This is a genomic window from Sinisalibacter lacisalsi (genome assembly GCF_014640115.1).
Classification (GTDB): Bacteria; Pseudomonadota; Alphaproteobacteria; order Rhodobacterales; family Rhodobacteraceae; genus Sinisalibacter; species Sinisalibacter lacisalsi.
The window spans coordinates 57837-71893 of the sequence record NZ_BMGI01000002.1; the positions used below are offsets into that span (position 1 = coordinate 57837).

Sequence of the window (14057 nt, forward strand, 5' to 3'; positions counted from 1 at the left end):
GTGACGAACGACGATTTCCAGCCAGACGCGCTCAGCGTCAGCGAGCGGCTTGCCGCCGAGGCGTTGATCGTCGATGTCGACGGCTACGAGGGGCCGCTCGATCTCTTGCTGACCCTGGCGCGCACCCAGAAGGTCGATCTGCGCAAGGTGTCGGTGCTGGGGCTGGCCGAGCAATACCTCGCCTTCGTCGAAAAGGCGCGCGACCTGCGGCTCGAACTGGCGGCCGACTACCTCGTGATGGCGGCCTGGCTCGCTTTCCTGAAGTCGCGCCTGCTGTTGCCGCCCGACCCGTCGGAAGAGGGGCCGAGCGGCGAGGAACTGGCGGCGCACCTCGCCTTCCAGCTCGAACGCCTGCAGGCGATGCGCGACGTGGCCGCCCGGCTGATGGCGCGCGACCAGCTGGGGCGCGACTTCTTCGTGCGTGGTCTGCCCGAGGATGTCGCCCGGACCCGCCGGATCACCTATACCGCCACGCTGATGGACCTGATGCAGGCCTATGCCCGGATCCGCACCAAGGACGAGTTTCGCCCCTACGTGATGGACCGCGACGCGGTGATGACGCTGGAACAGGCGCTCGACCGGATGCGCGGGCTGATCGGCTATGCCGGCGAGTGGACCGAGCTTTCCAGCTACATCCCCGAGGGCTGGGAGATCGACCCCGCCCGCCGCCGCTCGGCCACCGCCGCCACCTTCGCGGCCACCCTGCAACTGGCCAAGGAAGGCCAGATCGACATGCGCCAGGGCGAAACCTTCGCCCCGATCCAGATACGGAAACGACCTCATGGCTGACGAAACCGCGCCGATGGAAGTGGAACAGAGCCTGTTCGAAGCCCCGCCGATGGGCGAGCAGGAGCGCATGGTAGAGGCGATCCTGTTTGCATCCGCCGAGCCGGTGAGCGTGGCCGAACTGGCGGCGCGGATGCCGCATGGCGCCGATCCGGCCGAGGCGCTGGTGCACCTGCGCCGCCGCTACGAGGGCCGCGGCGTGCAGGTCGTGAAGGTCGGCGACGCCTGGGCGATCCGAACCGCACCCGACCTCGGCTTCCTGATGCAGAAGGAAACGGTGGAAACCCGCAAGCTCAGCCGCGCCGCGATCGAGACGCTGGCGATCGTGGCCTATCACCAGCCGGTGACGCGGGCCGAGATCGAGGAGATCCGGGGGGTCAGCGTGTCGCGCGGCACCGTCGACCAGTTGCTCGAACTGGAGTGGATCCGCTTCGGGCGGCGGCGGATGACACCGGGCCACCCGGTCACCTTCGTGGTGACGCAAGGCTTCCTCGACCATTTCGGGCTCGAGTCGGCGCGCGACCTGCCGGGGCTGAAGGAACTGCGCGCCGCCGGGTTGCTCGACAACCGCCCACCCCCCGGCGCCGGGCTGGGCGAGGAGGACGACGAGAGCGAGGCGGAGGACGAAGGGCAATCGGAGCTTTTCGAGGATTGACGCGCGGCATCGCCGCGCGCGCGGCGGTGGCTTGGGGCGGCGGCGAATATCTGCTAGGATCGTGAAAACGACGAGGCAGGCATGAACATCGAACGCATTATTTCCATGGTCCTGCGCCGGGTGATGGGCCGGGCGATCAACCGCGGGGTTGACGCCGGGATCGACATGGCGGCGCGGCGCAAGCGCGGCGGGCAGGGCGAGGCGGATACGCCCGAGGCACAGATGACCCCCGAGGAGCGCCAGCGCGCCAAGGCTGCCAAGCAGGCCGCGCGGCGCGCCCGCAAGGCCGCGCGCCTGACCCGCCGGATGCGCTGACCGGGGTGCCCCGATCACGGTGCGGGGGGCGTGACCTCGCGCCACGCAACGCGACGGCGGCTCAGCCTTCGACGGGCTTGAAATGCTTGGAAAGTTTCAGGCCCTGGCCTTGGTAATTCGACTTGATCCCCTCGCCATAGAGGGTTTCGGGGATCTCGGCCATCTGTTCGTAGACCAGCCGCCCCACCACCTGGCCGTGTTCGAGCACGAAGGGGGCCTCGTGGCAGCGCACTTCCAGCACCCCGCGCGAGCCCGCGCCGCCGGCGGCGTCATGGCCGAAGCCGGGATCGAAGAAGCCGGCGTAATGCACCCGGAACTCGCCCACCATCGCGAGGTAGGGGGCCATCTCGGCGGCGCAATCGGGCGGGATATGCACCGCCTCCCGGCTGACGAGGATGTAGAACGCCCCCGGATCGAGGATGATCCGGCCCGCGGTGGTGCGGATCGGTTCCCAGTAATCCCCCGGCTCGTAATAGCCGATGCGGTCGAGGTCGATCACGCCGGCATGCGGCTTGGCGCGGTAGCCGACGAGGTCGCCCTCGCGCGGCTTGAGATCGACCGAGAAGGCCAGCCCGTGGTCGATCACCGCCGGGCCGTCGACCAGCCGGTGGGCGCGGTGGCGCGCCTCGAGCGTGTCGTCGCTCAGCACCGCCTTGCCGGCGCGGAACCGAAGCTGGTTGAGCCGCATTCCCGGGCGGACCAGCACCGAAAAGCTTTGCGGGCAGATCTCGGCGTAGAGCGGACCGTGGTAGCCCGGGCCGACGCGGTCGAACTCGACGCCGGAATCGGCGATCAGGCGGGTCAGCAGGTCGAGCCGGCCGGTCGAGCTCTTCGCGTTCGCCACCGCCTGGATGCCCTCGGGCAGCGCCAGCCGCTCCATCAGCGGCACGACATAGACCGCGCCCTTTTCCAGCACTGCGCCGTCGGTCAGGTCGATCCGGTGCATTTCGAACTCGGATAGCCGGTCTTTCACCCGCGCGCCCTCGCCCGCGAGGAAGGAGGCGCGCACGCGGTAGGCGACGGTGCCGAGACGAAGGTCGAGCGAGGCGGGCTGGATCTGGTCGGGCAGCACCGCGGGCTCGGCGGCGATGATATTGGCGGCGACCATGGCGCGCAGGGTCTGGCCGGGAAGAACGCCGGTGCCGGGGATCATGAGGGCCTCCGGTTGGGTGCTGGGGGAGAGAATGCGATGGTCGGGCTAGCAGGACTTGAACCTGCGACCTTCCGTCCCCCAGACGGACGCGCTACCAGACTGCGCCATAGCCCGACGTGACGCTCTACATAGCGTTTTTGCCAGCAGGGGCAAGCGGGAATACACATGAATCCGACCTAAATCCCGCTCGAACCGGTGCCATCTTCGCGCATCCTCTGGGCGATTTCATCGAGCCGGTCGCTGAGGGCGCGCAGGTTGGCAACCGCAAGCCCGGCGCGCGAGGCGCGGGCCGCGCGCAGACGGGCCGCGATCAGGGGCGCGTCGGGCGCGAAGGCGTCGTCGTCCGGGTCGGGGCCGATCGCGGGCATCACCAGGGCCGGGCGCGGGGCGGCCGGTAGAGCGGCGGCCTCCGGGGTGGGCTCCGGTGACGCGTCCGGCGCGGCTTGCGTGCCCTGCGGTGTGGTCTCCGGCGCGGCGGGTTCGGCCGGCTCGTGGGTGTCGGGTTCCGCCTCGTGGGCGGCGAATTCCAGCGCCTCGGGGCTCGACATCGGATCGGCCGGGTCGGGCTCCTCCGCCGAAGCAGCGACCTCGTGAGTGTCCTGCGCGCGCGCGCCCTCGGGTTCGGCTTCCGCCTCATCCGTGGCGGGCTCGGCGTCGTGGGCGGCGAATTCCAGTGCGTCGGGGCTCGAAACCGGATCGGCCGGGTCGGACTCTTCCGCCGAAGCGGCGGCATCGTGGGCGTCCTTCGTGCGCGCGTCTTCGGGTTCGGCTTCCGGTTCTTGCGCGGCGGGTGGCGCGCGGAACATGTTCGCCTCGGTATCCTCCGCCAGCGGCTCGGTCGGCTCGGCATCCGTCGGGGGTGCCGCCGGTTCGCGGTCGGCGCTTTCGCCCTCGCCTGACGGCGGCGCGGGCGTCGGGTCCGGCGCGTCGGCCGTGGGCTCGGAGGGGTCCGCTTGCCCGGTTTCGGCCTCGGGCGTTGCCCCGGGCGCTTCGGCGAAGATGCCGCTGTCATACCACGGGGCGTCGCCCTGGTCCGCTTCCGGCTCGGCGGGCTTCGGCTCGGTTCCCGCTTCCCGCCGGTCCGAGAGATCGACGACGTTGTCGGGGGTCACGTCCCTGGTGTCGGCGGCGAGATCGAGCGCGGGCGACATCTCGGCGACGTGGCGCACGCCCTTTTCGCGCAGCAGTTTCTGCACCCCGCGGATCGTCATCCCGTCTTCGTGCAGGAGCTTGCGGATACCGCCGAGCAATTCCATGTCGGCGGGCCGGTAGTAGCGCCGCCCACCGGCGCGCTTGACCGGTTTGACCTGGCTGAACCGGCTTTCCCAGAACCGCAGCACATGCGTGGGCACCCCCAGCCATTCGGCGACTTCGCTGATCGTGCGGAAGGCCTCGGGGGATTTCTGGTCCATGGTTGCGCCTGTTTTTCGTTGCTCTGCCCGGGGCTTCGCCCGGTGCGGGCGGTTCAGCCCTTGTTGCCCGCCGCGACCCTGTCTTTCATCAGGTGCGAGGGGCGGAAGGTCAGCACCCGCCGCGGCAGGATCGGCACTTCTTCGCCGGTCTTCGGGTTGCGGCCCACGCGGGCGGCCTTGTCACGCACCGAAAAGGTGCCGAAAGACGAGATTTTCACCGTTTCGCCGCGCACGAGGGCATCGGACATATGGCCGAGCACGCTTTCGACGAGTTGCGCGCTCTCATTACGGGAAAGCCCGACTTCGCGAAACACCGCTTCGCTGAGGTCCATGCGGGTCAGTGTCTTGTCGCTCATTCGGTCCCCCCGGTTTTGGCTTGGAGGCAGCATGGGCGCACATGGTTTTCAAGTCAAGATCAACGGTTTGGCACTTGGGTTTGATCCGGGGCGGGATGCGGCGCGCTACCAGCGCAGCACGACGGCGCCCCAAGCCAGCCCGCCGCCGATCGCCTCGGTGACGACCAGGTCGCCGGGGTTGATCTGGCCGCGCGCCTTGCCCACCGAAAGCGCCAGCGGGATCGACGCGGCGGAGGTGTTGCCGTGGTCCTGCACCGTCACCACCACGTTGTCCATCGACATGCCCAGCTTTTTCGCGGTGCCCTGGATGATGCGGATGTTGGCCTGGTGCGGCACGATCCAGTCGACATCGTCATGCCCGAGCCCGGCCTTGGCCAGCGCCGCGTCGGCGGTGGCGGCGAGTTTCTCGACGGCCTGGCGGAACAGCGCGTTGCCCTGCATCTTCACCACGCCGGCGGTGCCGGTGGTGGAGACGCCGCCATCGACGTAGAGCATATCGCGATGACGCCCGTCGGAGTTGAGATCGGCCGAGAGGATGCCGCGATCGGTTGAGGCGCCGGTGCCCTCCTGCGCCTCCAGCACCAGCGCGCCCGCGCCGTCGCCGAACAGCACGCAGGTGGCGCGGTCGTCCATGTCGAGGATGCGGCTGAAGGTTTCGGCGCCGATCACCAGCACGCGCTCGGCCTGGCCGGCGAGGATCAGCGCGTTGGCATTGGCCAGCGCGAAGACGAAGCCGGCGCAGACCGCCTGCACGTCGAAGGCGAAGCCGCGCGTCATCCCGAGCCCGGCCTGCACCATCGTGGCGGTGGCGGGGAAGGTGAGATCGGGGGTCGAGGTGGCGAGGATGATCGCGTCGATATCGTCCGCCACCAACCCGGAATCGGCGAGGGCCGCCCGGGCGGCGGCGAGCGCCATCGAGGACGTGGTTTCGCCCTCGGCGGCGAAGTGACGCCGCTCGATCCCGCTGCGGGTGCGAATCCATTCGTCCGAGGTATCGAGACGAGCCTCGAACCAGGCGTTGGGGATAATCGTTTCGGGCAGGTAATGGCCAACGCCCTTGACCACCGCGCGTTTCGTCATTCCTGTTTGCCGTCCTGTTCGTCGTTTGAGGTGGCGCCATCCTGTCCATGGGAAGGCACGGACGCAACCCGGGCGGCGAGCTTGTGGTTGAAGTCGTGGCGGGCGAGGTCGAAGGCGAGGTTGACGGCGGCGGCGAAGCCGGTTGCGTCGGCGGCGCCGTGGCTCTTGATCACCGTGCCGTTGAGGCCGAGAAACACCCCGCCGTTGACCCGCCGGGGATCGGTGCGGCGGTTCAGGATCTTGAGCTGTCGCGCGGCGAAGAGCGCGCCGATCCGGGCGGGCAGGGTGGCGCGGAAGGCCTCCATGAAGAAGCTCTTGAACAGCCCCGCCGTGCCCTCGGCCGTCTTCAGCGCGACATTGCCGGTGAAGCCGTCGGTCACGATGACGTCGAGCTTGTCGGAGGGAATGTCGGAGCCTTCGACGTTGCCGATGAACTCGAACTCGCCGGCTCCGGCGGCGTCGGCGATCAGTTCGGCGGCGGCCTTGATCTCGCTGCGCCCCTTGTGCTCCTCGGTGCCGACGTTGAGCAGCCCGACGCGCGGGCGCTTGAGCCCCAGCGAGTTGCGGGCGTAGCTGGTGCCCATCAGGGCATATTGCAAAAGGTCGTGCTCATCGGCGCGCACATCGGCGCCGACGTCGAGCATCACGTTGAAACCGGCGGGATTCTTCGAAGGCCAGTAGCAGGCGATGGCGGGCCGGTTCACGCCCGGCAGCTTGCGCAGCCGCATCATCGACAGCACCATCAGCGCACCGGTGTTGCCGCATGACACCGCCACCTCCGCCTCGCGATCGCGCACCGCCTCGATCGCCGACCACATCGAGCTGCCCTTGCCGTTGCGCAGCACCTGTGCCGGCTTGTCTTCCATCGACACCACGCCGTCGGCATGGCGGATGTCGACCCGGCCCGCCAGCTCGGGGCGCTTGGCCACGAGCGCGGACAGCTCGGCCTCGTTACCGTGCAGGATGAAGGCGATGTCGGGGTTCTTGCGCGCGGATTTGGCAAGGCCGGAGACAACAGCCTCCGGCCCGCGGTCGCCACCCATGGCGTCGACCGAAATCACGGTTCTGCGCGGCCCCTTGCCGGTCGCGGCGGTCTGCGGATGATCCGTCCGTACCGACATTCCTGTCCCGGGTCGCGACAGACGGCTTACGCCGCGTCTTCGTCGTCGAACACGGCCTCGTCGACCACGGCAACCACTTCGCGGTCGTTATACGTACCGCAGGAGGGGCAGACATGGTGCGGGCGCTTGAGCTCGCCGCAGGAGGGGCATTCGTTGGGGTTGCCGGCAACGAGTGCATCGTGGCTGCGGCGCATGTTGCGGCGCGACCGCGTGATCTTATTCTGGGGGACAGCCATATGTCCAAACCTCGATATTCGGGGGCTCCGTCAGCGTCTGCGTCACCCGGTGTTTTCTGAGTCTGACCGCGTCTTATGCGCAAAAGCGCCCGCTGTCCAACCCATCTTCAATCTGAGCGGCGGAACATACTGCGATTCCGCGGCGTTTCAAGGGGTTTCTGCCGCGCGGCGCCGCTGCGCTCAGGTGTTGCCGGCATCATCGTCGTCGGCGAGCTTCCGGCGCAGGTCGGCCAGCCCGGCGAAGGGCTTGGCGTCGTCGTCGGTCATCGGCTCTTCGCCGGGCGCGGCGAAGACCGCCTCGCCCAGTTCCGCCCCCTCGGCGCGCGGGTAGTCGGGCAGTGCCAGCGCCAGCGCCTCGACCATCAGCGACCCGAGGTCGATCCCGGGGCCGAGCGGTTCATCGTCGACGCTTTCGGGAATCTCCATCTCGTCGGCCTCGGGCTCGGTGAAATCGGCAAGCCAGGTGCGGCTGACGTCTTCGTCGATCCGGGTGGTGACCGGCGCGAGGGTGACGACGCAGGGCTGAACCACGGTGGCGCCGAGGCGGCCGGTGAACCGCCAGTCGCGCCGGCCGAGGGGGGCGAGCTCGCCTTCAAGCCGGAGCTTTCGCAGATCGAGAAGGTCAAGCGCGGCGGCGATTTCGGCGCAAACCGCAGCGTCCGGCTCGATCAGGATATGCCGGTTCTGGCCGGGCGTGAGTTCGGCCACGCGCAGAACCGGGCCGAAACGGGCGGGGCGGGGCTCAGATGTCATCGCAACGCGCGCTTTCGTTTCTTGAAACAGATGCTATCCTTCTGTAAGCCGAGTGACAGAACAGGCCGCGCAAGGCAAGGGGGGCAGCATGGCGAAACCGGGTGCATGGATCAAGAGCATCGCAGCGCTCGTGGCTCTGGCCGCGTTGACAGCTTGTTCGCCGGTCTACAATTACCACGGCTTCACCCCGACCGACGAGGATCTCGAAGAGATCGCGGTCGGCCTCGATACCCGCACGACCGTGGCCTCGATCATCGGTGATCCGGGCGCCTCGGGCCTGCTCGAGGAAAGCGCGTGGTATTACGTGCGCTCCGAATTCAAGCACGACACCTTCCGCGCGCCCGAGGAGATCAGCCGCGAGGTGGTGGCGATCAGCTTCGACGACAACGACGTGGTCGAGAACATCGAACGCTTCGGGCTCGAGCGCGGCGAGGTGGTGGTGCTGTCGCGGCGGGTGACGGATTCCAACATCGAGGGCATGGGCTTCCTGCGGCAGCTCTTCGGCCGCGGCGTTGGCCTCGACAATCTCGCCAACGCCTTCCGCTAGGGCCGGCGCGCGCCGGCCCCTCAGCTCTCTTCGTGAAAATCCAGCGCCACGCCGTTGATGCAGTAGCGCAGGCCCGTGGGCGCGGGCCCGTCGGGGAAGACGTGGCCCAGGTGCGCGCCGCAGTTGGTGCAATGCACCTCGGTGCGTCGCATGCCGTGGCTCAGATCGACGCTTTCGCCAACCGGCGCGTCCTCACCTCTGGGGCGGGTGAAGCTCGGCCAGCCGCAGCCGGCATCGAACTTGTCGGACTGGTCGAACAGTTCCGCGCCGCAGCAGGTGCAGTGGAAGCGTCCCGGGGCCGCCGGAAAATCGTCATGGGTGAAGGGGCGCTCGGTGCCGCGTTTGCGGGTGACCTCGAAGGCGAGTGGGCTCAGAAGCGCGCGCCATTCGTCGTCGGTCTTTTCGATCTTGTCCATTCGGTCTCTCCGCTGTCATCGTCCTGACATGGCTTGCGGCCATAATCGCGTTGTTCGATAGTTATGCGAGGCCCCCAGCTGCGCCAAGGGGGCGGGAGAGGGGAATGGCTCACGAAGCCTTGATCGAATCCGCGGGATATCGCGCCCGACTGGCCGCAGACCGCGAAGACGTTGCCCGCTCGCTGGCGCTGCGCGCCCGGGTGTTTCGCGGCGACCCGGAGGCGGCGGACGAAGACCGGTTCGACGCGCGCTGCCGCCACCTCATCGTCGAAGACAAGGCGACCGGCGCGGTGGTGGCGAGCTGCCGCCTGCTCGGCATCGACGACGGCGGCGGGATCGGCGAGAGCTACTCGGCGCAGTTCTACGCGCTCGACGGGCTTGCCGACCAGTCCGGGCGGATGCTCGAAGTGGGGCGGTTCTGCGTGGCGCCCGAGGCGCGGGGGCCGGATGTGCTCCGCCTCGCCTGGGGCGCGCTCACCCGAATCGTGGCCGAGGAGCAGGTGCAGATGCTGTTCGGCTGTTCCTCCTTCGCCGGCACCGAGCCCGAGGCCTACCTCGATGTTTTCGCCCTGCTCGGCGCGCGCCACGTCGCGCCGCCGCGCTGGCTGCCCCGTATCAAGGCGCCCGACGTGTTCCGGTTCTGCCAGAGGCCCCGGCTCGCCCCCGACCTCAAGCGCGCCGTCAAGGCGATGCCGCCGCTCTTGCGCACCTATCTCCTGATGGGCGGTTTCGTCTCCGACCACGCGGTGATCGACCGTGACCTCGGCACCTTGCACGTGTTCACCGGGCTCGAGGTCGGACGGGTGCCGGAAGGCCGCCAGCGTGCGCTGCGCGGGCTGGTGGGCGCCTGACCGGCGGCAACAGCCGTTGACGCCGCGCGCGCCCCGGACTACCTCCCGCCCATGGCTCGCGCACCGCTTCTGCAACTCAATGATATCTCGCTCACCTTCGGGGGCGATCCCGTGTTCGACGGGCTCGACCTGGTAATCCAGCCCGGCGACCGGGTGGCACTCGTGGGCCGCAACGGCTCGGGCAAATCGACGCTGATGAAGGTGATGGCCGGGCTGGTCGAACCCGACCGCGGCGCGCGGGTTCTGCCCGCGGGCATCTCGGTGGGCTACATGGAGCAGCACCCCGATCTCACCGGCTTCGATACCCTGGGCGATTTCGCCGCCAGCGGCCTCGCGCCGGGCGAGGAATACCGGGTGGCGCGCGCGGCCGAGGGGCTGAAATTCGCGCCCGAAACGCCCTGCAGCAGCGCCTCGGGCGGCGAGCGGCGGCGTGCCGCGCTGGCCAAGCTGATCGCCGAGGCGCCCGACCTGATGCTGCTCGACGAGCCGACCAACCACCTCGACATCGAGGCCATCGCCTGGCTCGAGGCGGAACTGGAAGGCACCCGCGCGGGCTTCGTCATCATCAGCCACGACCGCGCCTTCCTGCGCGCGCTCACCCGCGCCACGCTCTGGATCGACCGCGGCAAGGTGCGGCGGCAGGAAGAGGGATTCGCCGGCTTCGAGGCCTGGCGCGACAAGATCTGGGAGGAAGAAGACACCGCCCGCCACAAGCTCGATCGCAAGATCAAGGCCGAGGCGCGTTGGGCGGTGGAGGGCATCAGCGCCCGGCGCAAGCGCAACCAGGGACGGGTGCGCGCGCTGCAGGCCATGCGCGAAGACCGCGCGGCCCAGATCCGCCGTCAGGGCGCCGCCGCCATGGCGCTGGAAACGGCCCCGAAATCCGGCAAGCGGGTGATCGAGGCTAAAGGGATTTCAAAGGCTTACGGCGACAAGATCATCCTGTCGGACTTCTCGGTCCTGATCAATCGCGGCGACCGCGTGGCGCTGGTCGGCCCCAACGGCGCGGGCAAGACGACGCTGCTGAAGCTGCTCACCGGCGAGATCGCGCCCGACAGCGGCACGGTCAAGCTCGGCACCGGCCTCGAGATGGCGGTGTTCGACCAGAACCGCACCGCGCTGGATGACAGCGCCTCGCTGTGGGAGAATCTCGCGGGCGACAAGACCCTGCGCGTCTCCGGCAAGGCCGACCAGGTGATGGTGCGCGGGCAGCCCAAGCACGTGGTGGGCTATCTCAAGGAATTCCTGTTCGACGAATCGCAGGCCCGCGCGCCGGTTTCGACGCTTTCCGGCGGCGAGAAGGCGCGGCTGATCCTCGCCAAGATCATGGCGCAGCCCTCCAACCTGCTGGTGCTCGACGAACCCACCAACGATCTCGACGTGGAAACGCTCGATCTGCTGCAGGAGATCATTTCCGATTACGAGGGCACCGTGCTCCTGGTGAGCCACGACCGCGATTTCCTCGACCGGGTGGCCGCCACCACCATCGCGATGGAGGGCGACGGGCGGGCGACGATCTATGCCGGCGGCTGGTCGGATTACGTGGCGCAGCGCGGCGCGGCGACGGGCGAAGCCCCGGTGGGCAAACCGGCGGCGAAACCGAAGCCGAAACCCGGGCCCGGGGCGAAAAAGTCCGCAACGCCGGGCCTGACCTTCACCGAATCGCACCGGCTGGAAACGCTGCCGGCCGAGATCGACAAGCTGACCGCCGAAATCGGCAAGCTCGAGGCCTTCCTCTCCGATCCGGAGCTGTTCACCAGGGAGCCGGTGAAGTTCAAGAAGGGGACCGAGGCGCTCGTCGAACGGCAGGAAAAACTCGCCGCGGCCGAGGAAGAATGGCTCGCGCTGATGGAAAAAGCCGAAGCCTCGGAAGCCTGAGGCCGGGCAGTCGCGTTTCGACCGGGTTCGCGGAAACCTGGGCGCGGGAAGCGCCGGTCCATCCCCTCCGAATTCACGCGTTTCCGCGGGCATTCACCGCGTGGTTCAGGATCTCCCCCCAATCGACCGCAAGCGCGTCGACCATGTGCACGATCTTGGGCGATCGAGCATCAGAACCCGGATCGGGTGCGCAAGGTGATCGAGGCCCCGGTCGATGGGCTTGCCGTGGAAGATCGGGCGGACCATCCGCGCGATGCCGGGTCCGCGCCGGGCGGGGGCGTTACTGCCCCGACAGTCCCACGAGGCCCTGCACGGCGGCGTTCACGCCCGAGGTGATGGTGCCGGTGTTGACCGCGCCAAGGGCGGTCGTCGACAGGTTGCCGATCGAGCCGTCCACGGTGAGCAGCGTGGTCTGGATCGATCCATTCACCGCGGAAGTGTTGCTCGCCACGTTCAGCACCAGCGCGCCGGTATCCGCGGCGCCGCCGATCTGCCTCATGGTGACGGAAATGGCGCGTGTGGACCTGGTGCTGGCCTCATCCACCGCCGCGTTCACCCCAAGCGTGATGTCGCCGGTGTTCACAGCCCCCAGGGCCGTGGTGGCCATGTCGCCGAGGTCAAGGGTCGGGAGAGTGAACTCAGTTGCAGTAGCAACACCCGCAAATGCCTCTTCCGTCGCCGTGGCCACACCGGTGACGATGTTCGTGATCGAACCGTCGATCGTGGTGCCGACTTCAGAAACACTGCCGGGTGAAATATCTATATCGGTCACCACATCAAAAAACACCAAATGCGCTTCATCATACCCCCAGAATTCTGTGCCAGCGTCGTTCAAAAACAGGCTAAAACCTACATTTTCCTTGAAGTAGACCTTGGCGTCTTCGGGAAACGCAACAGCGGTATCTCCGGGCTGGAGTGTTACAAAACCATCGGGTGTGCTGAACATAAGGGTCGTGGATTCGGGAACAATCGTAGACAAGCTCCCATCCGCATTCACGGTAATGCTCTGGCCTGGGTCAAGTTGGTTCCCCACGGCCGTGCCGTCGCCTGCCGTGAATGTCTTCCCAATATCGCTCACAGTGATGGGTGCGGTTCCCGTGCGGAAAAGCTGCGTGTCTCCAGGCGCGTTTGACAGCGACCCAACCTGGCTTTCGGTTATCAATACGGTTTCCGTGGGCGAGATCATCGACGTCCCGATGTTTTCCGCGATGTTGGCAAAGGTCCCATTCACCTGGGCGAGGTTGGAAGCCCCATCGATCTGTCCGAGCACACGCTCAAGGACGGATTGCGCGGAAGCGCCGGTCGTGCTCAGGCTCAGGGCCACCAAAACAGAAGTGAAACGATGCATTGCGGACCTTTCTTTTTCTTTTCGGCCATGCGCAACCGCGGCGGCCCGACACGACGGGTTCAGTTATCCACCGCCGCCAGGCATCTGTGAAAGCGGGCGTCGGTATGAACGCCCCTATCTTTTGATCTGGAAGCTGCGATTTGGTGCGTGTCGCCCTGCGTCGATCCAGAAGTCGCCTGCGCAAGGGGCGGGGATTGCACGTGCTCTGCAAGTGCTGGGTGGCCGTGGCGATACTCGGGAAACCAACATTCGGTTGATCTTGAAGGCGCGCGGGCTCTGCGTTGCCCCAGCTGGGCCAAGGCTGTTTCACTGCCTGCCGCGTTACCCCGCCGCGTCAGCCAAGCGCAGGATCCGTTGTTCCGCAACCCGCGGAGGTCAAGCCGATCGTGCCGGTCAGTACGCTTCGTCGGTGACCAGCCGCATCCCGAGGTGCGCAGGCGGTGTGCCGACGGCGCAGCCGCCGCGGGCCGGGTCGCGGACCAGGAAGGGCACCGCGGCAAGGTGTTCCCCGCCGACGAAAAACGCCGGGCAGCGGGCCGGGTCGATGCCTTCGGAGACGCCGGCGTAGCAGTCTTGCGTCCATTCCCAGACACTGCCATCCAGATCGGCGATGCCTTCGGGTGAGGTCGAAAAACTGCCCTGGGGTTTGAGCGCACGTGGCGCCACGCCTTCGGTCAGGTAGGACGAGGCCCAGCTCAGCGAGGGGTCGGTGAAGAGCGGGTCGGGCTCGTCGGGCAGCACCGGGGCCGCCATGAGATCCCATTCATCCGCCGTGGGCAGCCGGAAGTCATGCCCCGTCTCGGCATTGATCCAGCGGAGGTATTCCTGCACGTCGACATAGCTGAGGCCGGTTGCCGGTGTGGTGGCGGAGTCCTGGTCGGCGCGGGCGCGCAGTTCCAGGGTGCAGGCCTTCTGCGCGTGGCAGGTGTTCCATTCCGCAATCGTCACTTCGTGGCGCTGGACATGCAGCGTCGCGCCGTCCGGCAGCACGACGGGTCGCTCCGCCATGACGGGTTTGAAAACAGGGTCTGGGGCGCGCTGCGTGAGCGCGCCCCAGAGAGGGACGGCCGCCAACAGCCCCAGGAGCACCAAACGGAGGGACGTTTTGAAACGCGGTGCAGGTCTGTCAGCGGCGGTCATCGGTCGTTCC

16 protein-coding genes and 1 tRNA gene are annotated in these 14057 nt (G+C 67.8%); 6 read left to right on the forward strand and 11 right to left on the reverse strand.

The features are described from left to right. The 3 genes from IEW01_RS06105 to IEW01_RS06115 all read left to right on the forward strand — a co-directional run bounded on the left by IEW01_RS06105 (position 1) and on the right by IEW01_RS06115 (position 1756). Positions 1-789: a segregation and condensation protein A gene (locus tag IEW01_RS06105; protein ID WP_188526746.1), complete on the forward strand. Its 789-nt coding sequence runs from the start codon at positions 1-3 to the stop codon at positions 787-789. Then, positions 782-1441: an SMC-Scp complex subunit ScpB gene (gene scpB, locus IEW01_RS06110; protein ID WP_188526747.1), complete on the forward strand. Its 660-nt coding sequence runs from the start codon at positions 782-784 to the stop codon at positions 1439-1441. The genes IEW01_RS06105 and scpB overlap by 8 nt, the downstream gene beginning before the upstream one ends. Before the next feature lie 81 nt (positions 1442-1522). Further along, entirely contained in the window at positions 1523-1756 is a 234-nt protein-coding gene (locus IEW01_RS06115) for a hypothetical protein (RefSeq protein WP_188526748.1), read from the forward strand. 61 nt (positions 1757-1817) lie between these two features. On the opposite strand, the gene IEW01_RS06120 is transcribed toward IEW01_RS06115, so the two are convergent. The 8 genes from IEW01_RS06120 to IEW01_RS06155 all read right to left on the reverse strand — a co-directional run bounded on the left by IEW01_RS06120 (position 1818) and on the right by IEW01_RS06155 (position 7867). Then, positions 1818-2909: a 2'-deoxycytidine 5'-triphosphate deaminase gene (locus IEW01_RS06120; RefSeq protein WP_188526749.1), complete on the reverse strand. Its 1092-nt coding sequence runs from the start codon at positions 2907-2909 to the stop codon at positions 1818-1820. Positions 2910-2946: 37 nt separating this feature from the next. After that, positions 2947-3023, reverse strand: a tRNA-Pro gene (locus tag IEW01_RS06125). A gap of 62 nt (positions 3024-3085) precedes the next feature. After that, positions 3086-4321: a MerR family transcriptional regulator gene (locus tag IEW01_RS17680; protein ID WP_229738115.1), complete on the reverse strand. Its 1236-nt coding sequence runs from the start codon at positions 4319-4321 to the stop codon at positions 3086-3088. 53 nt (positions 4322-4374) lie between these two features. After that, positions 4375-4677 (reverse strand): integration host factor subunit alpha, encoded by a 303-nt coding sequence (ihfA, locus tag IEW01_RS06135; RefSeq protein WP_188526750.1) that lies wholly within the window; start codon positions 4675-4677, stop codon positions 4375-4377. A 105-nt stretch (positions 4678-4782) separates the two neighbouring features. Next, the gene (locus IEW01_RS06140; RefSeq protein WP_188526751.1) at positions 4783-5757 is read right to left on the reverse strand and encodes a beta-ketoacyl-ACP synthase III; all 975 of its coding nucleotides are present in this window, start codon (positions 5755-5757) and stop codon (positions 4783-4785) included. Next, a complete protein-coding gene (plsX, locus tag IEW01_RS06145) occupies positions 5754-6878 on the reverse strand; it encodes a phosphate acyltransferase PlsX (protein ID WP_188526752.1) in 1125 nt (374 codons plus the stop codon). The genes IEW01_RS06140 and plsX overlap by 4 nt, the downstream gene beginning before the upstream one ends. 26 nt (positions 6879-6904) lie before the next feature. Further along, complete coding sequence (gene rpmF / locus IEW01_RS06150; protein WP_188526753.1) at positions 6905-7114, reverse strand: 50S ribosomal protein L32; 210 nt, start codon at positions 7112-7114, stop codon at positions 6905-6907. Positions 7115-7294: 180 nt separating this feature from the next. Then, positions 7295-7867, reverse strand: coding sequence for a YceD family protein (locus tag IEW01_RS06155; RefSeq protein ID WP_188526754.1), 573 nt, complete (start codon positions 7865-7867; stop codon positions 7295-7297). Between the two features lie 88 nt (positions 7868-7955). On the opposite strand from IEW01_RS06155, the gene IEW01_RS06160 reads away from it, so the two are divergent. Beyond that, positions 7956-8414 carry an outer membrane protein assembly factor BamE gene (locus IEW01_RS06160; protein ID WP_188526755.1) on the forward strand — a complete coding sequence of 153 codons (459 nt, stop codon included), beginning with the start codon at positions 7956-7958 and terminating at the stop codon, positions 8412-8414. A gap of 20 nt (positions 8415-8434) precedes the next feature. Here the strand turns inward: IEW01_RS06160 and msrB are convergent, their stop codons facing one another. Further along, positions 8435-8830 (reverse strand): peptide-methionine (R)-S-oxide reductase MsrB, encoded by a 396-nt coding sequence (msrB, locus tag IEW01_RS06165; RefSeq protein WP_188526756.1) that lies wholly within the window; start codon positions 8828-8830, stop codon positions 8435-8437. 104 nt (positions 8831-8934) lie between these two features. On the opposite strand from msrB, the gene IEW01_RS06170 reads away from it, so the two are divergent. Both IEW01_RS06170 and IEW01_RS06175 read left to right on the forward strand, forming a co-directional pair. Beyond that, the gene (locus IEW01_RS06170; RefSeq protein ID WP_188526757.1) at positions 8935-9681 is read left to right on the forward strand and encodes a GNAT family N-acetyltransferase; all 747 of its coding nucleotides are present in this window, start codon (positions 8935-8937) and stop codon (positions 9679-9681) included. 51 nt (positions 9682-9732) lie between these two features. Next, positions 9733-11559, forward strand: coding sequence for an ABC-F family ATP-binding cassette domain-containing protein (locus tag IEW01_RS06175; protein ID WP_188526758.1), 1827 nt, complete (start codon positions 9733-9735; stop codon positions 11557-11559). Positions 11560-11839: 280 nt separating this feature from the next. Here IEW01_RS06175 and IEW01_RS06180 read toward each other — a convergent pair whose 3' ends face one another. Next, entirely contained in the window at positions 11840-12907 is a 1068-nt protein-coding gene (locus tag IEW01_RS06180; RefSeq protein WP_188526759.1) for a hypothetical protein, read from the reverse strand. A 393-nt stretch (positions 12908-13300) separates the two neighbouring features. Then, positions 13301-13915, reverse strand: coding sequence for a formylglycine-generating enzyme family protein (locus IEW01_RS06185; protein WP_229738116.1), 615 nt, complete (start codon positions 13913-13915; stop codon positions 13301-13303). Positions 13916-14057: the final 142 nt, after the last annotated feature.